The sequence below is a fragment of the Halomonas sp. MCCC 1A11062 genome, from assembly GCF_021404355.1.
GTDB lineage: Bacteria > Pseudomonadota > Gammaproteobacteria > Pseudomonadales > Halomonadaceae > Halomonas > Halomonas aerodenitrificans.
In genome coordinates, this window is sequence record NZ_JABFTW010000008.1 from 189662 (window position 1) to 212131 (window position 22470).

23 protein-coding genes are annotated in these 22470 nt (G+C 64.2%); 10 read left to right on the forward strand and 13 right to left on the reverse strand.

All coding sequences use genetic code 11. From position 1 onward, the window contains the following. The first annotated feature begins 11 nt into the window (after positions 1-11). The 7 genes from HOP58_RS11230 to HOP58_RS11260 all read left to right on the forward strand — a co-directional run bounded on the left by HOP58_RS11230 (position 12) and on the right by HOP58_RS11260 (position 6899). Entirely contained in the window at positions 12-1631 is a 1620-nt protein-coding gene (locus tag HOP58_RS11230) for a 5-guanidino-2-oxopentanoate decarboxylase (RefSeq protein ID WP_234260325.1), read from the forward strand. 27 nt (positions 1632-1658) lie between these two features. Further along, entirely contained in the window at positions 1659-3104 is a 1446-nt protein-coding gene (locus tag HOP58_RS11235) for an aldehyde dehydrogenase family protein (RefSeq protein ID WP_234253960.1), read from the forward strand. 72 nt (positions 3105-3176) lie between these two features. Further along, a complete protein-coding gene (locus tag HOP58_RS11240) occupies positions 3177-3665 on the forward strand; it encodes a GNAT family N-acetyltransferase (protein ID WP_010628448.1) in 489 nt (162 codons plus the stop codon). Positions 3666-3816: 151 nt separating this feature from the next. Continuing rightward, the gene (locus tag HOP58_RS11245; protein WP_234260305.1) at positions 3817-4812 is read left to right on the forward strand and encodes a TRAP transporter substrate-binding protein; all 996 of its coding nucleotides are present in this window, start codon (positions 3817-3819) and stop codon (positions 4810-4812) included. Positions 4813-4902: 90 nt separating this feature from the next. Then, positions 4903-5355, forward strand: a complete 453-nt coding sequence (locus HOP58_RS11250; protein ID WP_085941254.1) for a TRAP transporter small permease — start codon at positions 4903-4905, stop codon at positions 5353-5355. Next, positions 5352-6611 (forward strand): TRAP transporter large permease, encoded by a 1260-nt coding sequence (locus tag HOP58_RS11255; protein WP_234260306.1) that lies wholly within the window; start codon positions 5352-5354, stop codon positions 6609-6611. The genes HOP58_RS11250 and HOP58_RS11255 overlap by 4 nt, the downstream gene beginning before the upstream one ends. An 81-nt stretch (positions 6612-6692) precedes the next feature. Continuing rightward, complete coding sequence (locus tag HOP58_RS11260; RefSeq protein WP_010628444.1) at positions 6693-6899, forward strand: hypothetical protein; 207 nt, start codon at positions 6693-6695, stop codon at positions 6897-6899. A gap of 10 nt (positions 6900-6909) precedes the next feature. Here HOP58_RS11260 and HOP58_RS11265 read toward each other — a convergent pair whose 3' ends face one another. Next, positions 6910-7497 carry a DUF938 domain-containing protein gene (locus HOP58_RS11265; RefSeq protein ID WP_234260307.1) on the reverse strand — a complete coding sequence of 196 codons (588 nt, stop codon included), beginning with the start codon at positions 7495-7497 and terminating at the stop codon, positions 6910-6912. An 89-nt stretch (positions 7498-7586) separates the two neighbouring features. Further along, entirely contained in the window at positions 7587-7736 is a 150-nt protein-coding gene (locus tag HOP58_RS11270) for a hypothetical protein (RefSeq protein WP_234253958.1), read from the reverse strand. A 162-nt stretch (positions 7737-7898) separates the two neighbouring features. On the opposite strand from HOP58_RS11270, the gene HOP58_RS11275 reads away from it, so the two are divergent. Further along, complete coding sequence (locus HOP58_RS11275; RefSeq protein ID WP_176342829.1) at positions 7899-8150, forward strand: hypothetical protein; 252 nt, start codon at positions 7899-7901, stop codon at positions 8148-8150. A 4-nt stretch (positions 8151-8154) separates the two neighbouring features. Here HOP58_RS11275 and HOP58_RS23265 read toward each other — a convergent pair whose 3' ends face one another. From HOP58_RS23265 to HOP58_RS11325, 10 genes are all read right to left on the reverse strand, one after another. Beyond that, positions 8155-9387 (reverse strand): DUF418 domain-containing protein, encoded by a 1233-nt coding sequence (locus HOP58_RS23265; protein WP_234253957.1) that lies wholly within the window; start codon positions 9385-9387, stop codon positions 8155-8157. A gap of 102 nt (positions 9388-9489) precedes the next feature. After that, a complete protein-coding gene (locus HOP58_RS11285) occupies positions 9490-10857 on the reverse strand; it encodes an HTH domain-containing protein (protein ID WP_234253956.1) in 1368 nt (455 codons plus the stop codon). 81 nt (positions 10858-10938) lie between these two features. Further along, complete coding sequence (gene rluF / locus HOP58_RS11290; RefSeq protein WP_234260308.1) at positions 10939-11970, reverse strand: 23S rRNA pseudouridine(2604) synthase RluF; 1032 nt, start codon at positions 11968-11970, stop codon at positions 10939-10941. 89 nt (positions 11971-12059) lie between these two features. Further along, positions 12060-12713: a glutathione S-transferase family protein gene (locus HOP58_RS11295; protein ID WP_234253954.1), complete on the reverse strand. Its 654-nt coding sequence runs from the start codon at positions 12711-12713 to the stop codon at positions 12060-12062. A 127-nt stretch (positions 12714-12840) separates the two neighbouring features. Further along, entirely contained in the window at positions 12841-13158 is a 318-nt protein-coding gene (locus HOP58_RS11300) for a cytochrome C oxidase subunit IV family protein (RefSeq protein WP_010628437.1), read from the reverse strand. An 8-nt stretch (positions 13159-13166) separates the two neighbouring features. After that, the gene (locus tag HOP58_RS11305; RefSeq protein WP_234260309.1) at positions 13167-13901 is read right to left on the reverse strand and encodes a cytochrome c oxidase subunit 3; all 735 of its coding nucleotides are present in this window, start codon (positions 13899-13901) and stop codon (positions 13167-13169) included. 10 nt (positions 13902-13911) lie between these two features. Next, positions 13912-14565 carry a cytochrome c oxidase subunit 3 gene (locus HOP58_RS11310; RefSeq protein WP_234260310.1) on the reverse strand — a complete coding sequence of 218 codons (654 nt, stop codon included), beginning with the start codon at positions 14563-14565 and terminating at the stop codon, positions 13912-13914. Further along, complete coding sequence (locus tag HOP58_RS11315) at positions 14562-16367, reverse strand: cbb3-type cytochrome c oxidase subunit I (protein ID WP_234253951.1); 1806 nt, start codon at positions 16365-16367, stop codon at positions 14562-14564. Before HOP58_RS11315 ends, HOP58_RS11310 begins: the two co-directional genes overlap by 4 nt. 3 nt (positions 16368-16370) lie before the next feature. Beyond that, positions 16371-17774, reverse strand: coding sequence for a c-type cytochrome (locus tag HOP58_RS11320; protein WP_234253950.1), 1404 nt, complete (start codon positions 17772-17774; stop codon positions 16371-16373). 72 nt (positions 17775-17846) lie between these two features. Then, a complete protein-coding gene (locus HOP58_RS11325; RefSeq protein WP_010628432.1) occupies positions 17847-18383 on the reverse strand; it encodes a hypothetical protein in 537 nt (178 codons plus the stop codon). Between the two features lie 341 nt (positions 18384-18724). Between HOP58_RS11325 and hutC the strand changes: the two genes are divergently transcribed. Then, entirely contained in the window at positions 18725-19441 is a 717-nt protein-coding gene (hutC, locus tag HOP58_RS11330) for a histidine utilization repressor (RefSeq protein ID WP_010628431.1), read from the forward strand. 90 nt (positions 19442-19531) lie between these two features. Here hutC and HOP58_RS11335 read toward each other — a convergent pair whose 3' ends face one another. After that, positions 19532-20863 (reverse strand): YjiH family protein, encoded by a 1332-nt coding sequence (locus HOP58_RS11335; RefSeq protein ID WP_234253949.1) that lies wholly within the window; start codon positions 20861-20863, stop codon positions 19532-19534. 300 nt (positions 20864-21163) lie between these two features. Here HOP58_RS11335 and hutI point away from each other — a divergent pair, with 300 nt between their 5' ends. Next, a complete protein-coding gene (hutI, locus tag HOP58_RS11340) occupies positions 21164-22384 on the forward strand; it encodes an imidazolonepropionase (protein ID WP_234260311.1) in 1221 nt (406 codons plus the stop codon). The last annotated feature ends 86 nt before the right edge of the window (positions 22385-22470 follow it).

Sequence of the window (22470 nt, forward strand, 5' to 3'; positions counted from 1 at the left end):
CCCGACAAACGATGACCTGTGCCCAACTGCTGCTGACGCTGCTACGCGAACGCTACGCTGTCGATACCGTGTTCGGCATCCCCGGTGTGCATACCGTGGCGCTCTACCGCGGCCTCGAGGGCAGCGGCATGCGTCATGTCACGCCGCGTCACGAGCAGGGTGCCGGCTTCATGGCCGACGGCTATGCCCGCGCCACCGGCAGGCCCGGCGTATGCCTGATCATCACCGGCCCCGGCATGACCAACATCGCCACCGCCATGGGCCAGGCCCTGGCCGACTCCATTCCGATGCTGGTGATCTCCAGCGTCAGCCGCCGCGACACCCTGGGCCGCGGCCAGGGCAGGCTGCACGAGCTGCCGAGCCAACAGCAGCTGATGGCGGGGGTGTCGCGCTTCAGCCATACCCTGCTCGACCCGAGCGCCCTGCCGGAGGTGTTGGCCCGGGCCTTCGCCGTGTTCGAGGGCCAGCGGCCTGGGCCGGTGCATCTCGAGATTCCCATCGATCTGTTCGATGCTCCAGTGGCATTGGCGGAACTGCCGCCACCGGCGCGCCTGTTCCGCCCGGCACCGGACCCCGAAGGGCTGGTCCTGGCCGCCGACTGGCTGCGCGCAGCGAAACGCCCGCTGGTGCTGCTGGGCGGCGGCTGTGTCGATGACCCCGCTGCTGCCAGAGCCCTGGTCGAGCGCCTCGATGCGCCCACGGCGACCACCATCAACGCCAAGGGCGTGCTGGGTCGCGCCCACCCTCTCGACCTGGGCGCCAATGCGGCGCTGCCCGCCGTGCGCGAGCTGGCCCGTGAAGCCGACGTGATTCTCGCCGTCGGTACCGAGCTGGGCGAGACCGACTACGACGTGGTGTTCGACGACGGCTTCGAACTGCGCGGTCGGCTGATCCGCATCGACCTCGATGCCCAGCAACTGGTGCGCAACCAGCAGGTCTCGCTGGGCCTGGTGGCCGATGCCGGGCGCACGCTGGCGCTGCTGGCGGAGCACTTCCCTGAGCCGCTGTCACGCGGCGGCACCCAGCGCACTGCGGACGCCCTGGCCGCGCTCGATCTGAACAACGATCCGGCCTTCGCTCCCTTCGTGCCGCTCTACGCCACGCTGCAGGAGGTTCTGCCCCAGGCACTCCTGGTCGGCGACTCCACCGCACCGGTCTATGCCGGCAATCACCTGGTCTCGCAACCCGCGCCACGGCGCTTCTTCAACGCCTCCACTGGCTACGGCACCCTGGGCTACGGCCTGCCGGCCGCGCTGGGTGCCCAGCTTGGGCAGCCGACGCTTCCCGTGGTGGCCCTGGTCGGCGACGGCGGCGTGATGTTCACCCTCAGCGAACTTGCTACCGCCGTGGAAGAGTGCCTACCGGTCGTGATCGTACTGTGGCACAACCAGGGCTACGAGGAGATCCGTCGCTACATGGACGCCCAGGGCGTCACGCGTTGCGGCGTCGACATCCAGGCGCCGGATTTTCAGGTGGTCGCCGCCGGCTTCGGCTGCCAGGCGGTGCGGGTGGGCGATCCGGCCGGCCTGGCCCAGGCACTCGCTTCGCGACCGCTCGACGCGCCCCTGCTTGTCGAAGTGAATGCCGACGCCTGGCAGCAGGCTGCGACCTCGACTGACGATCTCCACTGACGATCTCCACTGACAGAGAGAAGCGCCATGCAACAGCTGGATCAACAGTTCATCGACAACCGCTGGACGCCCTCCCGTGGCGAGCGCTGCCTGCCGGTGATGGATCCCTATCGCGAGGTGGTCATCGCCGAAGTCAGCGCCGGCCATCCGGACGATGTAGACGATGCCGTGGCCGCGGCGCAGCGTGCCCTGCCGGCCTGGCGCGCGCTCAGCGGTGCCGAGCGAGCCGACTATCTGGAACGCTTCGCCGATGCCCTGGCTCGCCGTCGCGACGAGCTGGTACGACTCTCCTCGTCCAACAACGGCAAGGTGCTAGCCGAGGCCGGCATCGACCTCGACGACGCCATCGCCTGCTATCGCTACTACGCCGGTCAGGCACGGGAGCTCGACCAACGCCAGGGCCGGCTGGTGGAGCTCGAAATGGCAGGCGTCGAGGCGCGCTGTTACCACGATCCGGTAGGCGTGGTGGGGCTGATCACGCCGTGGAACTTTCCTCTGGTGACCAGCGCCTGGAAGCTCGCTCCGGCGCTTGCCGCGGGCTGTACCGCGGTGCTCAAGCCGTCCGAGGTGACCCCGCTGCCCGAACGTGCGCTGGCGGAGATCGCCCTGGAGATCGGGCTACCGACCGGCGTGCTCAATCTGCTGTTTGGGGATGGCGTCGGGATCGGCGCACCGCTGGCCGCTCACCCAGGCATCGACAAGGTTTCCTTCACCGGCAGCAATCGGGTCGGCGAAGCGGTGATGCACGCCGCCGCCGAACGCACCGCCGACGTCTCACTGGAGCTAGGTGGCAAATCGCCGATCCTGGTGATGGAGGACGCCGATCCCGAGCAGGCCGCCGACTGGGTCATGGCCGGCATCTACTTCAATGCCGGCCAGATCTGCTCGGCCACCTCGCGCCTGCTGGTTCACGAAGCCATCGCCGAACCGCTCTATGCCGCGCTTGCCTCACGTATCGACGCACTGACGCTGGGCGATCCCCAGACCGAGGGCACCGACATGGGGCCGCTGACCAGCGCCCGCCAGCGCGAGAACGTGCTGGCCTATCTCGCCGTCGCCGAACGGGAGGGGCTCCGGGCAGTACGCGACGCCAGCCACCGGCAGCTACCCGCCAAAGGATATTTCGTCGCCCCGACGCTGCTGCGTGACGTACCGACCACGAGCCGCCTGTGGCAGGAGGAGATCTTCGGCCCGGTGCTATGCGCCCGCAGCGTGGCCAGCGAAGCGGAGGCAATCGAACTGGCCAATGCCAGCGACTTCGGTCTGGCGGCAACCGTGGTGTGCGCCGACCGGCAGCGGGCCGTGCGCATCGGCAGGCAACTTCAGGCTGGCAGTGTATGGCTCAACGGTGAACAGCTGGTACTGCCCGAAACCGGCTGGGGCGGCTTCAAGCGCAGCGGCATCGGCCGCGAGCTGGGACCCTGGGGGCTTTCAGCCTATCTGGCGGTGAAGCATCTCGTTGGTCCGATATGAAGCGCATGAGCGATCTTTCCACGCTGACATGACGTAAAATCGGGGCCGATGCCAGGTATCAAGGAGGAGACCATGATCCGCATTCGCCCTTATCAGTCCGGCGACTGGGCCGCCATGTGGGACTTCATCGCTCCGGTGCTCCACGCCGGCGACACCTATGCCGTGCCGAGTCGGATCAGCGAGCCCGACGCCTACCGCATGTGGGTGGAGTTGCCGCGTGCGGTTCGAGTGGCCGAAGACAGTGCCGGCAACCTGCTCGGCACCTATTATCTCAAGCCCAACCAACCCGGCCCCGGCGACCACGTGTGCAACTGCGGCTATCTTGTGGCCGAGCACGCCCGGGGTCAGGGTATCGCCAACAAGCTGTGCGAGGATTCCCTGCGGGTGGCGCGTGAGTTGGGCTTCACCGCCATGCAGTTCAACATGGTGGTATCGACCAACGAGATCGCCATTCGCCAATGGCAGAAACACGGCTTCGAGATCGTCGGTACCCTGCCCTGCGCCTTTCGCCACCCCACCCAGGGGCTGATCGACGCCTACGTCATGTACCGTCTGCTGTGAACTGCCTCGAAATGCAGGCGCGGACCGGTCCGCGCCCTCGCCCCAACCTTGACGACAACTCTGTTACGCAATGTCAGCGTTACGATTGACCCTGTCGAGTTGGCTGGGGCATGCTCCTGAGCGGATCGAACCGACAAAGGAAAATTAAAAAATGAAGATCTTTGCACGCAGCACGCTGGCACTCGGCATCTCTCTTGCGCTGGTTTCCACCGCCCAGGCCTCCGAATTCGCCGACATGGATCCCGTCACCCTGCGTCTGGCCCACGTGGTCAACGAGCAGGATGGTTTCCACATTGCCGCGGTGAAGTTCCAGGAGCTGGTCGCCGAGCGCACCGAAGGCGCCGTTTCCGTCGACATCTACCCCAATGCCTCGCTGGGCGACGAGCGCACCCTGCTCGAGGGCATGCAGATCGGCACCGTCGACATGGGCGTGATCACCAACGGCCCGGTAGCCAACTTCGTCGAGGAGATGGCGGTCTTCGAACTGCCCTTCCTGTTCCCCTCGCCGGAAGCCGCCTACGAAGTGCTCGACGGCCCCATCGGCCAGGAGCTGCTCGACAAACTGGCCGAGGTCAACCTCAAGGGCCTGGCCTATGCCGAACGCGGCTTCCGCAACCTGACCAACAGCGAACGCCCGGCCCGCTCGCCAGAAGACCTCAACGGCCTGCGCATCCGTGTGATGGAAAACCCCGTCTACACCGACACCTTCCGTGAACTCGGCGCCAATGCCATTCCCATGGCCTGGACCGAAGCCCTCACGGCCATGCAGCAGGGCACCATCGACGGCCAGGAGAATCCGGTCAACGTCATTCACTCGTTCAAGCTGCAAGAAACCCAGGACCACATGACGCTGTCGCGCCACACCTACGCGCCTGCCATCTTCGTCATGGGCATGCCGGCCTGGAATCAGCTGCCCGAAGCCGCCCAGGAAGTGCTGGTACAAGCCGCCCAGGAGGCTGCCGAGCATGAGCGCCGTGTGAATGCCGAGATGGAAGCCGGCCAGCTCGACGAACTGCGTGCCGCCGGCATGCAGATCATCGACGATGCCGATCTCGAGGCGTTCCAGGCTGCCGTGCGTCCGGTCTACGAGAAGTACGGCGATCAGTTCGGCGACTACCTGCCGCGCATCCTGGAGGCACTGGAATAAGTGAGTTCACCGCTGCACGCCCTCACGGGCCTGCTGCAGCGTAGCGAACGCGCCCTCGACGCCGTCATCCAGCCCATCGTGTTTCTGGGCATGGCGGCGTTGATCGGCGTGATCACGCTGCAGATCGTCTCGCGCACCCTCTTCACCGCCGTCGGCTGGACCGAAGAGGTCGCCCGCTTCCTGCTGGTGTGGATCACCTTCCTGGCATCCACGCTGGCCTTCCAGCGCGGTCGCCATATCGCCGTGACCTTCGTCGTCGACGCCCTGCCCGCTCGCCTGGCACAGCTGGCGCGCATCGCCGCGGTGCTGGTGGCGCTGGGCTTCATGCTCGCCCTGGTGGTGATCGGCTACCGCTACATGCAGGTGCAGAGCTTCCAGCGCTCCGCCTCGCTGCGGCTGTCGATGACCTACGTGTATGCCGTGATCCCCATTTCGGCCGCCATCATGGCCTGGTACGCCCTGATCGACGCGATCGAGCTCATCGTCAAGGGGCCTCAGGCGGCCGACACCGGCAGCAGCACGGCCGAGGAGCCACCGCCATGACGGCGCTACTGTTCGTACTGTTCTTCGCCTTCATGCTGCTCGGCGTGCCGATTGCCCTGGCCATCGGCGCCAGCACGCTGCTGGCACTCAACGCTCAGGGCGTCCCGCTGATGGTGGTGACGCAGCAGATGTTCCAGGGCATCAACTCCTTCGCCCTGGTGGCGGTACCCATGTTCATCCTCGCCGGCGATCTGATGGCCCAGGGCAAGGTCAGCGAAAAGCTGGTGGATTTCGCCGACTCGTTGTTCGGCTTCCTCAAGGGCGGGCTTTCGCTGGTATCGGTGGGAGCCGGCATGTTCTTCGCCGCCATTTCCGGCTCAGGTGCCGCCACCACCGCGGCGGTGGGCTCGAGTCTGGTGCCGGAACTCAAGCGCAAGGGTTACGATCCCGCTTCGGCGGCCAGCCTGATCGCCGCCAGCGGCACCATCGGCGTGGTGATCCCGCCTTCGGTGCCGATGATCATCTACGCCGTAGTCGCCCAGCAGTCGGTGTCGAAGCTGTTCCTCAACGGCATCGTACCGGGCATCCTGATGGGCATCGGGCTGGCGGCCATCGCCATCACCCAGGCCTACCGGCGCAACTACCCACGCGGCACCGCGCTGTCGCTTACGACCATCTGGCGTACCTTCAAGAGTGCAAGCTGGGGCCTGATGACCCCGGTGATCATCCTGGGCGGCATTTTCTCGGGCATCTTCACGCCGAGCGAAGCAGCGGTGGTGGCGGTCAACTACGCCCTGCTGGTCTCGCTGTTCGTCTATCGCGATCTCTCGCTCGGCGACGTCTACCGCATCCTGATCCGTTCGGCGATCACCACCGCGGTGATCATGCTGGTCATCGCCACCTCGGCGGTGCTGAGCTGGACCCTCTCCAGTTGGCAGGTGCCGGGCGCCATCGCCCAGGCCGTGCTGTCGCTCTCCACCAACCCCTACGTGATCATGCTGCTCATCGTCGCGGTGATCCTGCTCACCGGCGTGTTCATCGAAACCGCCAGTGCCCTGATCATCCTCACCCCGGTACTGCTGCCGCTGGTGCTGCAGCTCGGCATCGACCCGATCCATTTCGGCATCGTCATCGTGATGGGGCTGGCCATCGGCATGATCACGCCGCCGGTGGCGATCAACCTGTACGTCGCCTCGTCCGTGACCCAACTGCCGCTGGAGCGCATCACGCGGGCCATCCTGCCCTATATGCTGGGGCTGATCGGCGTGCTCCTGCTGGTGGTCTACGTGCCAATCATGCTGGGGTGGTCGGGATGAAGCCGTTTGCCTCTTGACGACCGTGCGGCCTGGCCTCAGGCTGGCCGCATATCCACCTACCACCCATCGAAGGGACGCCACGTGTCATCCATTCTGCGTATCGCCACGCTTTCTGGCCTCGTTGTGCTTGCAGGTTGCACCACCTACACCTACGACGACGGCAGCCGCCAGACCCTCTGGGGCATTCCCGCCGAAGAGGAAACCCGGCGCTATGAAGACGATCGTCAGGCCGAAGGCGTACGCTATCGGGTGCCGGGCCAGATCGAAGAGAACAGAAGAGAGGATTGAGAGATGCAGCTCAAGGATGCAGGCGCAGCACCACGCTGAGATTGTTGGCCGGCATCTCGACGACCTGCTCCAGCACGAAGCCGTGTTGCTGCGCCTCGCCGACCACCTGCTCCAGGTCACGCACGCCCCAGCGCGGATCGCGCGCTTTGAGGTCGGCATCGAAGGCCTCGTTGCTGGGCGCAGTATGGCGCCCATCGCGCCGATAGGGGCCGTAGAGGTATAGCACGCCCCCCTGGCGCAGCCGCTCTGCGGAGCGCGCCATCAGCGCCTCGCACACTTCCCATGGCGAGATGTGGATGAGGTTGATCGCCACCACCGCATCGTAAGGGCCTGCGGGCCAGATCCCGGTGACGTCCAGCAGCAGCGGTTCACGAAGATTGTCGAGCCCGGCGCTCTCGCGCCAGGCGCTGATGGAGCCCCGCGCCTCGGCATTGGGGTCGCTGGGCTGCCAAGTCCAGCCCGGCCTGGCCTCGGCGCAGTGCACGCCATGTTCGCCACTGCCGCTGGCGACTTCGAGAATAGTCGCCCGCTCGGGCAGGATCCTGCTCAGCACGTCGAGGATCGGCTGGCGATTGCGAGCCGCTGCAGGGCTCTTCATGCGGCGGCTCATGTTTCGACCTCATGACCAACGGCAAAAATTGGACTGTGCCCCGGCTTCGGGTGAAGCCGGGGCAGCGATGAAAGACCTCAAGGGTGACGGCGTTGCTCACGCCGGGCGGACGAGCCGCCACGGCGGCGAAAGCCAGTGAGCATTTCCTTGCCCTTGCGCTTCAGCCTCGCGCGATTCTCCGGTTTGCGCAACCACCAGGCAACCGCGAGTCCTAACAGTTTTCTCATCACGACCTCCTGTCTTGGATAACTGCCCTTGCCCTCTTCCTGTATGGACGCCGCCAGGGTGCCGGTCAAGCGTAAACGGCGAGGTTCACGGCCCCCGTTAGCCATTCGGCGTTTCCTCTGCCATGGTGGGTAGTGAATGGACTCACCAGCATGGAGGATGCCATGACGCGTACCGCAAAAGTCGAGCCGATACAGCGGGAGACCCAGGAGGCGATATTGGTCAGCGGCTGGCGGGTGGTCGACGTGACCGACCCCGACCAGCCACAGGAGATATCCCGCCACGACAGCGAGCCCGAAGCCATCCGCGCCGCCCGCGACTACGAACACGAGACCTCGCTCGAGCCCGGCTCGCCGCCCGACGACACTCAGGACTACGACGCCTCCGATCCCCAAGGCGGCAAGGAGCTGCCCTGATCGCTCAATGCCGCCAGGGCTGTCGCTGGCCCCGGGTCAGCGAGCGCCACAGCCACTCGAGCGGCCCATAGCGGAAATGGCGCAGCCACAGCGGCGCCAGCCATAGCTGCAGCAGCCAGATGCCCATCACCATCAGCATCTGGCCGCTGCGCTCGACGTGCCCGAACATGCCCAGACCGTGGCCATAAAAGATCAGGCTGCAGATCACGCTCTGCAGGATGTACTGGCTGAGGGCGGTCCTCCCCACTGCTGCCAGCCGTAGCCGCAGGCGCCCTATGGCATTGGCTCGCAGCAACAGCATCACGACGCTCACCCAGCCGAAGGCAACCAGCACGCTGCCCCAGTAGTTGAACTGGGTGCCCACGAACATCGAACGCGGGCCCCAGGCGTTGGCAAAGTTCCAATGCACACCGTAGAGGATCGTGGGCACGCCCAGCAGCAAGGCGACAGCCAACAGCGAGAGATAGGTCCTGCGGCTGGCCCGGCCGGTCAGGATACCCCACCGGAACAGCGCCATACCGATCAGCATCAATCCCGCGCTTCGCCACAGACCCCAGATAAGCAGGGTAAAAGTCTGCATCTCGAAGGCCATTTCGGCTCGCTGGGGAAGCTGCTGCCACCAGCCGCTGCGGTAACGCTCGACTTCGCCCGCCAGCTGCGTTGCGGATGGCTGCCATTCGGCCATGAACGTCTGGCGGTCCGCTTCCGACCATGCCGGCACCGTCGCATCGAAGGCCAGAAACAGCAGCGAGGTCACTGCCAGCAGCACGACGCCCAGCGCCAGCTGCCGCGACGGAGCAAGGTGACGGAGGGGAAAGAGCACCAGCGCACAGACGGCAAAGGTGAAGAGAATGTCGCCGTACCAGAGGAGATAGGCGTGGGCGATACCGAACAGTATCAGCCAGGCGTAGCGCCGACTGTGCAGCGGCCAGGCCCGCTTGCCAGCCGCCTCGGTCCGCTCGGCGGAGAGCACGATACCGGCCCCGAACAGCATGGCGAACAGCGCCATCATCTTCTGATCGGCCAGCACGTGCCCAGTGAGCCAGACCGCCAGATCGATGCCTTCGAGCCGCCCCCAGGCGGTCGGGTTCAGATAGGCAGCCTGAGGCATCGCGAACGCCTGAACGTTCATCACCAGAATGCCGAGCAGCGCCACGCCGCGCAGCACGTCGAGTGCCTCGATGCGTGCCGTCGCGCCCTGATCGGCACGACGGCACGCTTGCCGGGTCCGGCTCACCCGCCACCCTCCCGACTCAGTCGGGCGGTGGGATCACCGTCATGCATGAGTACGCCTGGCAAACTCAACTGAACTCCTGTATTGCCGAGTCATGAATGCCGACTAGCCGCTCGGAGTCGGTTCGGCAGGCATGGCCTTGGCAATGGCCTCTTCCGTGCGACGATGAGCGGGCCGATCCTTGAGGCCATTCCAGTAGGCTTCGAACTCCGGGCGCCTGTCCAGCGTGCCGAACTGCATGCCCCAGCCGATGTGGGAGCCGACATAGATGTCGGCGGCGGTGAAGCTGTCGCCGGCAATGTAACGCCGTCCCGCTACCGCCTTGGCCAGGGTGTCGACCGCCGTCTCGCAGCTGCCGCAGCCGAACTGCATCTGCTGCTCCGAGCTCAAGGTGAAATTGGCGGACTTCAGAGATATCGCCATCTCCAGCGGCCCGGCTGTGAAGAACAGCCAGCGGTAGTAGTCGCCTCGACCTTCGGGCGTCGGCAACAGACCGGCCTCAGGGAACGCCTCAGCCAGATAGGCGCAGATGGCGGCCGCCTCGGTGACGACGGTGTTGCCATGGCGTATGGCCGGCACCTTGCCCATGGGATTGATGGCAAGATACTCGGGCGATTTCATCGGCGGACCGTACTCGATCACCTCCATGCGATAGGGCTGCCCCAGCTCTTCCAGCATCCAGTGCACGATGCCACCCCGGGACCAGGGGTTGGTGTAAAAGACGATCTCTTCCTGCATGTTCCGCTCCCTCTTGTGGTGTGTGTCACAGGCAGGATAGGCCCCATCGCTGACAGATTCTGGCAGCAGGGTGCTCAACCACTCGCGCTCGAGTACCGCCCGCGGCCGGGCGTAACGCTCCCCCGTGGCAGTGGCGGCCTCGATACGGTCGGCACGGAAGTTGCGAAACGCCTGCCTGAGCTCACACCAGGCGGCGACGATACGCGCCGATTCGAAGAAGGCGATCACGAAGGGCCAGATGACTCGCTCCGAACGCCTGCCATGCTGGTCCGAGTAAAGAATGCGCAGCTTGGACTGATGACGAATGGCCCGGCGCAGCTCCTCGAGATCGACGTGTTGGCGTCTCTCCCAACCTGGTCCCACCAGCAGCGCAGAGTCCTGCATTCGATGCCTGTGCTCGCCGGGCAGCACTGCCGCCACCTTGGCCAGCGCATCGCCCGCTGCGTTCGCGAGGCCGTCGTCGGCTCGCCGCTGCACCCAACGCAACCCCAGCGTGAGCGCCTCGATCTCTTCCTCGGAAAACATCAGCGGCGGCAGCATCAAGCCCGGCTCGAGTCGATAGCCCATACCCGGCTCGCCTTCGATCTCGGCGCCGATGGCACGCAGCGAAGCGATGTCGCGATACAGGGTACGCAACGAGACCCCCAGTTCCTGCGCCAGCGCGGTACCACTCACCGGGCAGCGGTGACGCCGCAGTATCTGCAGCAGGTCGAGAAGGCGCGTCGTCCGGGACATGGTGGAGTCATACTCGCGTCGGTTGGCAATACAGGGTCGGTTGGCAACGTAAGGTCGGTTGGCAACGTAGGATCGGTGGACTCAGCGGCCCGGCTTCGTGCGGCGGGGTTTGCCCCCCTTTCCGCTCTGACCACCGGCCGGCTTGGGTTTCCCGTGCAGCGACTTCTTGTTTCTGGCATTGGCTGCCGGCTTCGCGCCGCCTCCCTTGCCGGCGGCTCCAGCTTTTGCCGCTTTTCCCGCAGCGGTCTTACCCTTCGCGCGACCGCTCGCAGACGACCTGCCCTTGGCGTCCCGCCTCGCCGTGGCCGCCGCTCCCTTCGCGGCCTGCCCCGTCTTGCCCTTGTTGGCTACCCTGGTAGGCGATGGTTTCCTGCTCTTGGGCGAGGCATCTGAACTGGAACTCTCGGTCAAGGCAATGATGGTGTCGACCTCCTTCGCGGTCAGGTCGCGCCAGTCTCCCAATGCCAGCCCCTTGAGCGACACGTTCATGATGCGTATGCGTTCGAGCCTGGTGACTTCGTAACCGAATTTTTCGCACATCCGCCGGATCTGACGATTCAACCCCTGCACCAGCGTTATGTTGAAAACGAAGGTCGACTCCTTGACGACCTTGCAGCGCTTGGTCACCTCTCCGAGGATGCGGACACCTGAAGCCATCCCCTCGACGAATTCATCGGTAATCGGCTTGTCGACGGTGACCCGATACTCCTTTTCATGATTGTTGCTAGCTCGCAGGATCTTGTTGACCAGATCACCGTTGTTGGTAAGGAAAATCAGCCCTTGGGAATCCTTGTCCAACCGGCCGATGGGAAAGATACGTACCCCATGCTTGACGAAGTCGACGATGTTGTCCTTCTCGCTCGGCTCGGTGGTACTGACGATGCCCACAGGCTTGTTCAGGGCAATGAACACGAGATCTTCGGCTTCCTGGGGTTCGATGAGCTGACCGTTGACCTTGACCTCATCGCCGGGAAAGACCTGGTCTCCCGTCTTGGCACGCTTGCCGTTGAGCCACACGTTGCCCTGTTCGACATAGCGGTCGGCTTCGCGCCTGGAGCACAAACCGCTTTCACTGATGTATTTGTTGATACGTGTAGAAGAACCGAAGGCCATGACGCTCTTTCCAGAGGGATGCGGGAAACGGTACGGCATTCAAGCATGCTACGCCGTGCCGGCGAAAGCCCCTGTCGGAACGCCTCGGGTCAAGCTGCGCCGACTTCGGCGCTTTCGATCACTTCGGGCTCCGCCCTGGCCTGCTCGGCCCACTCCTGCATCGGCGCCGAGCGCAGCAGCGTCTGGCGGTAGGCTTCGGCAGACGGTGAGAGCTTCACGCCGTAGCTGGCAAAACGAAACGCCACCGGTGCGAACATGCAGTCGGCGATGGAGAACTCGCCGAAGAGCCAGGGACCGCGGTGCCCGTAGCGCTCGCTGCCCTGGGTCCAGATCTGCTCGATCCGCCTGATCTCTGCCTCGAGGGTCTCGCTGATCGATACCCGTCGTCCGCTGGCGCGGCAGTTCATCGGCATGCAGGTTCGCAGCTCGACGAAGCCGGCATGCATCTCGGCGCTGAGCGCGCGCGCTTCGGCTCGCTCATGCCGCGACGCCGGCCAGCCGGCCCCCGACAGGTAACACTCGGAAAGGTACTCGCAGATCGCCAGCGAGTCCCAAACGGTCAGCTCGCCATCGTGCAGTACCGGCACCTTGCCCGCCTGAGTGTGAGCGGCCAGCGCCTCCCGAGTCGTGTCCTGCGACAGGGGGATGTGGATTTCCTCGAACGCCAAGCCGTGCATGCGCAGCAACAACCAGGGCCTGAGCGACCATGAAGAGTAGTTCTTGTTACCGATGACGAGCTTCACGCGGCCTCCCAATGCGTCATGTCAGGCCCCTACTGTGCAATGGCTGCCGCATGGCGTCCAGCCGGGCACAGGCAAACGGCGCCCCCGAGCGCAGCGCGTTACGCTCGAAAGGCGTGCTCCTGCCGCATCAGTTGAACAAGATACCCAGGCGTGAACTCAGCGTATAGTCGGCTTCCAGCGCCATCAGGGCCGCCAGGAACAGCAGCACCGCCGGCGGTACCAGCACCGTATAGACGATTGACAGACGCTCCCAGGCCATATGCATGAAGAAGGCCACGATCAGCCCGGCCTTGAGCAGCATGAACAGGGTGATCAACCCCCATTTTGGCAGGCCTTCGAGTCCTGAGAGATCCACAAGATACGAAAACACGCTTAGCACGAACAGCCAGATCCATACGCGCAGGTAGACGCGCAGTGCGGGCTGTTGATGGCTGCCTTGGTCCATGGTGCCCCCTACCACAGATAGAAGAACGCGAAGATGAAGACCCAAACCAGGTCGACGAAGTGCCAGTAGAGCCCCAGGCTTTCGATCATCCCGTAGTTGCCCTTGCGGCCGGTGAGGAAGCCGGGACGGCTCCCTTCCAGGGAGCCGCGCATGACCTTGACCGCCATGATCACGATGAAGATGACGCCGATGGTCACATGGGTGCCGTGAAAGCCGGTGATCAGGAAGAACACCGCACCGAACTGCGCCGCTCCCCAAGGATTCTCCCAGGGACGAACGCCCTCACCGATGAGAATGCTCCACTCGAAGGCCTGCATACCGACGAAGACCGCCCCGAGCAGCGCAGTGACGAGCAATAGCACGGCCGTCTTGCGGCGGTCCTTGGCATAGCCGTACTTCACCGCCAGCGCCATGGTGCCGCTGCTCGAGATCAGGATGAAGGTCATGATGGCGATCAGCAGCAGCGGGATCGACTGGCCGCCCACGGTGAGGGCGAACACTTCACTGGCATCCGGCCAGGGCTCCACGGTCGATATGCGCAACACCATGTAGCCGACCAGGAAACAGGCGAAGATGAACACATCGCTGAGGATGAACAGCCACATCATCGTCTTGCCCCAGGGCATGTCGAACACACGGCGTTCTGCCGCCCAGTCGTTGACCAGGCCGGCCATGCCCGCCTGAGGCGTCGGACGGTTCATCTCTTGTGGCGACAGCGGACTGCCGGGATGCGGAGTGGCCATGATCCTGTCCTCATGTAGTCAGCAGCAGCACGAAGAGAATCCCCCATACCAGCAGCAGGAAATGCCAGTACAGCGCACACAGTTCGACGCTGGGCAGCATCTCCCGCGGTGTGGCCCCCCGCTGCAGGCGGAACAGGCTGCGCGACCAGGCAAACAACCCGCCCAATAGATGCAGGACGTGCAGCGCCGTGAGCAGGAAGAAGAAGGCGTTAGCCGGGTTAGCGGCCAGGTAGATTCCTCTGGCCTGCAGCTGCCACCAGGCCAGCGCCTGGCCCAAAATGAAGGCGATGGTAAAACCACCACCCACCAGCAGGCCTCGCCGCAACCGCACTGCATTGTCACGTCGCGCGGCCTGCCAGGCGGACTGCAGCGCCACACTGCCGAGCACCAGGCAGGCACTGTTCCACCACAGCAGACCGGGCACTGCCAGTGGGCGCCAGTCGTGGCCCATCTCCTGTCGCATCAGGTAGGCGCTGATGGTCAACGTGGCCACCGCCAGAAACACCGCCAGGCCGACGCGCGGAGCGGTCATCGCAGGGGGCAGTTGGCTGCGCTGAGTACTGGCGCCCTGTGCCTCCCAAGGGCGCACGTTGATCGAATGACTGAACAGCCAGCCGCCGAACAGCGCCATCATCACGGCCAGAAACACCAGCGTCACCGTCATGTCGGCAGCCTCCCTTGTGCCGCCTCCTGGCTCATCGGATCGACCTTTTCGACCTCATCGGGCGGCATGTTCTGGGGAATGAAGTCATGCTTGGCGCCAGGCACGCCGTAATCGTAGGCCCAGCGATAGACCACCGGCAGCTCGGCGCCGAAATTGCCGTGGCGTGGCGGGGTGTGCTCCGTCTGCCACTCGAGGGTAGTCGCCTGCCAGGGATTGGGCCCCGCTTCGCGGCCGCGGAAATAGCTGCGTATCAGGTTGTAGAAGAACACCAGCTGCACCAGCGCGACGATGATTGCCGCCACGCTCATGAAGGCATTGAGGGTCTGAATCGAATCAGGAATGTAGGCGGTCTCGCCGTAGCCGTAGTAGCGGCGCGGCACGCCGGCAAAACCCATGAAGTGCATCGGATAGAAGATCGCGTAAGTGCCCAGGAAGGTGACCCAGAAGTGGATCTTGCCCAGGGTGTCGTCGAGCATGCGCCCGGTGATCTTGGGGTACCAGTGGTACATCGCGCCGAACACCACCAGCACCGGCGCCACCGCCATCACCATGTGGAAATGGCCGACCACGAAGTAGGTATCCGCTAGCGGCACGTCGACGGTGACGTTGCCCAGGAACAGCCCGCTGAGCCCACCGTTGACGAAAGTGAAGATGAAACCGATGGCGAACAGCATCGGTACCGTCATGCGAATGTTGCCGCGCCACAGCGTGAGCACCCAGTTGTAGACCTTGATCGCCGTGGGCACCGCGATGATCAGCGTGGTGGTGGCGAACAGGAAGCCGAAGTAGGGATTCATGCCGCTGATGAACATGTGATGAGCCCAGACCACGAAGCTGAGCACACCGATGATGATGATCGCCCAGACCATCATGCGGTAGCCGAAGATGTTCTTGCGCGCGTGAGTGGCGAGGATGTCGGAGACGATACCAAAGGCCGGCAGCGCAACGATATAGACTTCCGGATGGCCGAAGAACCAGAACAGATGCTGATAGAGCAAGGGGCTGCCACCGGCGTGGGTGGACTGCTCGCCGAGGTTGAGCATCTCCGGCATGAAGAAGCTGGTGCCCAGCAGCATGTCGCAGAGCATCATCAGGATCGCCACCAGCAGTGCCGGAAAGGCCAGCAGCGCCATCACCGTGGCCATGAAGATGCCCCAGATGGTCAGCGGCAGGCGCATCAGCGTCATGCCGCGGGTGCGCGCCTGCAGCACCGTGACCACGTAGTTGAGCCCGCCCATGGTGAAGCCGGCGATGAACACCCCCAGCGACGCCAGCATCAGCAGAATGCCGCCGTCGATCCCCGGAGTGCCGGGACTGATCGCCTGGGGCGGATACAACGTCCAGCCCGCCCCCGTGGCTCCGCCGGGCACGAAGAAGCTCGCCACCAGGATCAGCACCGCCGCCAGATAGAACCAGTAGCTCAGCATGTTGAGATAAGGAAAGGCCATGTCCCGCGCCCCGCACATCAAGGGGATCAGGTAGTTGCCGAAGGCGCCCAGGAAGAGTGCGGTGAGCAGATAGACCACCATGATCATGCCGTGCATGGTGACGTACTGCAGGTAGCTCGAGGGATCGATCAGCGCGAAGGTGTTGGGAAAGCCCAACTGCAAGCGCATCAGGATCGACAGCACCAGTGCCACCAGCCCGATGGCAATGGCAGTCAGGCCGTACTGGATGGCGATCACCTTGGCATCCTGGCTCCACACGTACTTGCCGATGAAGGACTTGGGGTGAACCAGCTCCGCATTGTCGAACTCGCCCGCCTGGGCATGAGGCACTCCGTGATGTCCAGGTTCCGCCATGACTCACTCCTCCACACCGCCTGGGTTTACCGCCGCCATGTCCACCCTGGGCTGCGGCAGGGTCGTGATATACGCCACCACGTCTTGAACCGCCCGGTCGTCGACCAGCACCTGGGCCATCTCGATCATCTGGTTGCCATACGGGTCATCGCGATGCCGCCCACGCACCCCGTGGCGGAAATTCTGCAGTTGCCGCTCCAGATACCAATCCGGCAGTCCCGCCAGACGCGGCCCATTGGTGGCACGTATACCCTCCCCCTGCTGCCCATGGCAGTTGGCACAGGTACGATAGCGCCGCGCGCCCCGTTCGGGATCGCCGCCGACAAGTCTGGCCTGGGCGGGTTGGTCGGGCAGGGTCTCGATGAAGGCCGATACGTCGGCAATCGCCTGACGGTCGGCCAGCAAGGTGGCGAACGGCCGCATCTGCTGGCCATAGATGTCGTCTTCGTGGCTGCCGCGGGCACCGGAGCGAAACAGCCCGAGCTGGCGCTCGAGATACCAGGCATCCAACCCGGCAAGTTTCGGCGCGTTGAGAGCCTGGTTGCCCTGCCCCTCGGCCCCATGGCAGGCGGCGCAGGTGACATAGAGCCCCGCCCCAGCCGCAGGGTTGCCCGGCGCCAATTGGGCAAGTTCGGCAAAGGTGGGCTGTTCCCCGAGCCAGGCATCGAAAACCTCCTGCTCGACCACTTCGATACGCCCACGCATGGCGAAATGGGCGATGCCGCACAGCTGGGCGCAGACGATCTCGTACTCACCCACCACCGTGGGCGTGAACCAGAAATAGGAGGTCTGTCCCGGCACCATGTCCATCTTGGCCCGGAAGTTGGCCACCTTGACGTTGTGCAGCACGTCCTTGGAGCGCAGCACCATCTTCACCGGACGATCCACTGGCAGCATCAGATGCGGCGACGTGATAAGGATGTCGTCCTGGCCGGCGGGGTCGTCGACCATGCCGAAAGGGTTGCGCTCGTCGATGAAGCGATTGTGTGCGGCTCCGAATCGCCCATCCTCACCGGGAAAGCGAAAGCTCCAGTGCCATTGCTGCCCCACCACCTCGACCTGGTGGGCATCTTCAGGCGGCGAAACGAAAGCGCCCCAGACGAGCAGCCCAGGCGCCAGCAGGCCGGCGATCCCCAGTGTGGTGACCCCGGTCAGCCACAGCTCGAGCGACTTGTTCTCGGGGTCGTACTGGGAACGCCGGCGCTTGTTGAACCGGTAGCGGACGACCACATAGGCCAGGAACAGATTGACGGCCAGGAAGACCGCCCCGGTCACCCAGAGGGTGATCGTGATGGTGTCGTCGATCGTTCCCCAGTTGGAAGCCAACGGGGTGAGATACCAGGGGCTGAGGAAGAAGAACAGCACTGACCCCACTGCCAGCACGATGACCGCAACCGCAATAGCCATGGCTCTCTCCTTCCTCCAGGCAAAGAGCAGGATCCTGGCAAAGAGCAGGATCGACGACAGCGACGCACAGGTCTAGATACCGGTCCCGCAATGATGCCGGCGCTCTTCCGCTGTGACCTTGTCGATGACGACCTCGGGATGATGCCGATGTATCGCCGAATAGATCATCGACTCGCGCTCGTTGGGGACATCCACCATCATCAGATAAGCCCCGTGTTCGATCTCATCTTCGTACTTGTCGACCTTCACGTCGTGTACCGACACTCCGACCATGGTGCTGGTCCAGATACCGAACAAACCGCCAAAGATGCCCATGCCGATGATCGTGGTGGCTATGCCGGCGCTGGTGAAGCCTTCGCCCAGGAAGTAATAGACCACCACCCCGAGCACGCATCCCAGAGGAATGCCGAACAGCAGGCCGCGCACGGCGGCGTGTGCCACGTCCGAAGTCTGCAGCAGCGTGGCGCAGTTGATGCCGTGCTCCTTGAGTTTCAGCCAGTCACGGCCAGTGACGTGAACTTCCTTGTCAGTCAGGCCCAGATCGGTGAGCTCATGGGCGACGTTGACGGTAGTAGCCAGATCAGGGGTTAGGAAGTAGAGGCGCTGCATGGCATGCCCTCCTCTATTATTAATGTCAGGGGAGACGCAGCGCGATTGGGGGCCACACTCAATTGTGCGGCACACTTCCAGTGTGTAACGTTCTTCCTTAATTAATTATTCCCTAAAACATCACGGCGTCTTTAGTTGACCCGATCCGTTGGGTATTTCCTTTATTAAAGTTGTCCAAATCGCCTCTCTGGGCAAGTTCCTTTTGACGGCGCATGTTTCATGACACAAGCGGACCGCCTGGCAGCGCTCTCGCGGCCATCTCCCGGCAGGTGCCTTGGGCCCGACATCCGGGTAGACTGCGTGTATAGACAATTACCTCGCCAGAAAGGACTCAGCTCAGCATGGGCAGCACGATTCCACTTTATCTGCAGATTCAGCAGCATCTGCTGGAAAAAATACGGAGCGGCACCTGGCCGGCACACCATCAGATTCCCCCCGAAGAGCAGCTGGCCCGTGACTTCGGTGTCAGCCGCATGACCGCCAACAAGGCGATCCGCGATCTCGTGCAGCAGGGTTACCTGACCCGCCAGCCCGGGCTCGGCACCTTCGTCACCGACCGCAAGGCGGAATCGTCATTGGTCGACGTGCACAACATCGCCGAGGAGGTTCGCGGCCGTGGCCATCGTTACGAGTGTGACGTGCTGCTGGCCGAGGCCATCGCCGCCGACGACGAGGTGGCGCTGCGACTGGGCGTGCGCCTGGGCACGCGGGTGTTCCACACGCGTATCGTCCACCGAGAGAATGGAGTGCCCATCCAGCTCGAGGATCGCTTCGTCAATCCGCGCTGGGTGCCGGACTATCTGGAAACCGACTTCCATCGCCACACCCCCAACGAAGTGCTGGTGGCAGCCTGTCCGATCACCGACGTGGAGCACGTGGTCGAGGCGGTACAGGTCGACACCACCACCGCCGAACGCCTCGAAATGGATGCCACACAGCCCTGCCTGAGCATGATACGCCGCACCTGGTCGGGCGAGCATCTGATCAGCTACGCCCGCCTGATCCATCCCGGCGACCGCTACAAACTGCGCTCGGCGCTCTCTCGCCGCGCCAGCTGAGCCCGGATCGTGACGCTTCGATGACGCTGAGCGAGGCCGGTGTAGCCGGCCTCGCTCAGCGGTGGCAAGCGCTATTGCGCGGTGGGAACCTCAGGCCCCGCTCAGCGCCTGAGCCAGGAAGCCTGCCGGCACGGCCAGCATCAGGCTGAGTGCCACGCGGATGAACCACACCACCACGATGCGCCCTACCGAGAGCGGAATGCTGGTGGCCAGGATGCAGGGGATGGAAGCGGAGAAGAACAGCACCGCCGAGACCGATACCACCCCGGCCGCAAAGCGAGCGACGAACTCGGCCTCGGCCATCAGCAGCGCCGGCAGGAACATCTCGGCCAGCCCGGCGGCGGAAGCCTGGGCCAGCGCCATGCCATCTTCCAGCCCCCAGATTGCCACGAAGGGATAGAACAGCAGCCCCAGCCACTCGAACAGCGGCGTGTACTTGGCAGCCAGCAGACCCAGCAGCCCCACCGACATGATCGACGGCAGGATGCTGATCGCCATCAGCAGCCCTTCGCGTACGTTGAGCGCCACGCTGCGATGCAGCCCCGGCGCCTGAGCCGCCACCTCCAGGCCGGCTTTCCATGCCGTGTTCAGCCGCTTGCCGGGTACCGCCTCGGGCTCGCCATCGCTGCGCTCATTGTTCATCTGCGACAGCGGCGGCAAGCGAACGGTCACGGCAGTGACGGCAAAGGTGATCGCCAGCGTCAACCAGAAATAGAGGTTCCACACGCTCATCAGATCCAGCGTGCGCGCCACGATGATCATGAAGGTGGCCGACACCGTGGAGAAACCGGTGGCGATGATCGCCGCCTCCCGCGCCGAATACTGCCCCGCCTGATAGACGCGGTTGGTGATCAGCAAGCCGATGGAGTAGCTGCCCACGAACGAGGCCACGGCATCGATGGCACTACGCCCCGGCGTGCGCCAGATGGGCCGCATGACCGGCTGCAGCAGCACGCCGATCAGCTCCAGCAGGCCGTAGCTGATCAGCAGGGCCAGGAACACCGCGCCGATGGGCACGATCAGTCCTACCGGTATCACCAGCCGATTGAACAGGAACGGCAGCATGTCCGGCTCGTGCAGCAACCCCGGCCCCCAGCCGGTCATCGCCATGATGGCCACGGCGACGCCGGCCAGCTTCAGCACGGTGAAGATGCGGTCGGTGAGACTGCGCCGCCAAGTGCCCTTCCACAGCGGGTAAGCCGCGCCCGCCACGATCAGCGTCAGCGCATAGAGACCTGCAGCACCGCCCAGAAGCTCCCGCGCCGCGGTCACCATGTGGTCCAGCAGGATGGTGTTCCTGCCACCCAAGGTGACGGGAATGAAGAAGATCAGAATCCCCAGCGCGCTGGGTACGAACAACTTGGCCACGGTGAGCCAATTGAAACCGCTTACGCCCCGGGTGACCGGGTCCGGAATCGCCATGGGTGTCGTCCTCGTCTTGTGATTGATGCGTGGCGCCTTATTGTATATACAATGCGTTCGACAAAGGCGCCATGCCGAGGTGACGCAAGCACCTACACCTTTAGTCTAAACCCGGAACGGGCTGCAACGCCGAACCTCACCTCCAAGGCTGAAGACATACTCAGTACAAATAACAAGTTAGATAGCATTCTGAGCAGACTGCCCGGAATCGAGAGCAAACAATTCACGTCTTGCCCTTGACCTCCGGCCGATCACGATTTAAATGTATATACATTAAATCGTCAGCCATCAGGAGCCCCTATGCCTGCCAACTCCAAACAGCGCCTCGTCTGGCATGACGTCACGCTCTTCGACGGCCACGACACCCTGCCCCAACCGATGGCGGTGATCGTGGCGGGCGACACCATCGAGCGTGTCGTGCCCATGCATCAGCTCGACCCTAGCGAGAGCGTCGACTGTCAGATCCTCGGCCAGGGTGGCGTGATGACGCCGGGGCTGGTCGACTGCCATACCCACCTGGTATTCGGCGGCTCCCGGGCCGACGAGTTCGAACTCCGTCTCGAGGGCGCCAGCTACGAAGAGATCGCCCGCCGCGGCGGTGGCATCCTCAGCACCGTGCGTGCCACCCGCGAAGCCAGCGAAGAGCAGCTGTTCAGCCTGGCCAGGCCGCGGCTGGAAGCGCTGTTGCGCGAAGGCGTGACCACGGTGGAGATCAAGTCCGGCTACGGCCTGAGCGTGGCCGACGAACTGAAGATGCTGCGCGTGGCACGTCGCCTCGGTGAGGAGCTGCCGGTGCGGGTGATGACCACCCTGCTTGGCGCCCATGCCCTGCCGCCGGAGTACAAGGACGACAGCGACGGCTACATCGACCTGGTGTGCCGCGAGATGATCCCCGCCGCGGCCGCCGAAGGGCTGGCCGATGCAGTGGACGTATTCTGCGAGAAAATCGCCTTCTCGGTGGCTCAGTGCGAGCGCGTCTTCGAGGCTGCCGAAGCCCACGGCCTGCCGATCAAGGCCCATGCCGAGCAGCTCTCGAACCTGGGCGGCAGTGCGATGGCGGCCCGGCATGGCGCGCTCTCCGCCGATCACATCGAATATCTCGACGAGCAAGGCGTCAACGCCCTGCGCGAGGCCGGCAGCGTCGCGGTGCTGCTGCCCGGCGCCTTCCACACCCTGCGCGAGACGCAGCTGCCGCCCATCGCCGCACTGCGCGAAGCCGGTGTGCCCATGGCCATCGCCACCGACGCCAACCCCGGCAGCTCGCCGCTGTTCATGCCCACGCTGATGCTGAACTTCGCCTGCACCCTGTTCCGCCTGACGCCGCGCGAAGCCCTGGCCGGCATGACCGTCCACGGCGCCCGGGCGCTGGGCCTGCACGCACAGCAATTGGGCCGCATCGTCCCGGGCGCACCGGCAGACCTGTGCCTATGGGACGTCGGCTCACCCGCCGAGCTGGCCTACGCCGTGCAGCCCGGACGCCTGCGTCAGCGGATGTTCAACGGAGAGATAACCCATGGCTAATCGATGGGCGCCGGGTGTAGCCAAAAGCGAAGCGTCTTTTTCATGGATGAAAAAGTCGAGCGCCCAGGGATGGGTTCACAGCGTCT